Source organism: Limosilactobacillus alvi, from assembly GCF_016900115.1.
Lineage (GTDB): Bacteria > Bacillota > Bacilli > Lactobacillales > Lactobacillaceae > Limosilactobacillus > Limosilactobacillus alvi.
This window is the reverse complement of record NZ_JACJJQ010000107.1, coordinates 1-269: the sequence shown is the minus strand read 5'-3', so window position 1 is coordinate 269 and position 269 is coordinate 1. Positions and strand designations below refer to the sequence as shown.

The 269-nt window shown below is 44.2% G+C and carries 1 protein-coding gene; it reads right to left on the bottom strand.

What is annotated here, in order from left to right; genetic code table 11:
- Positions 1–269 (bottom strand): sensor histidine kinase (locus tag H5993_RS09270; protein WP_275087018.1); only part of this gene is annotated, 269 nt, incomplete at both ends.

The window sequence follows — 269 nt, the reverse complement described above, 5'->3', positions numbered from 1 at the left end:
AGACAATCTAACATCCTGTAAACATCATCCGTATGCGAATATGCCAATGTTGTCATTCCGATAATTCCGTTTATTGGCGTGCGTATATCATGGCTCATTCTGGACAAGAACTCGCTCTTGGAAGCGTTAGCATGATTGGCAGCCTCATATGCATCTTTAAGTGCCTTATGTTCTTTGGCTTCCCTAAACTTGATTTCCGTAACATTCTGTGCCATATATAATGCCGTACGCGGTCTGCCGTCAGGACCTGTATGTGCCAAAACCGCAGT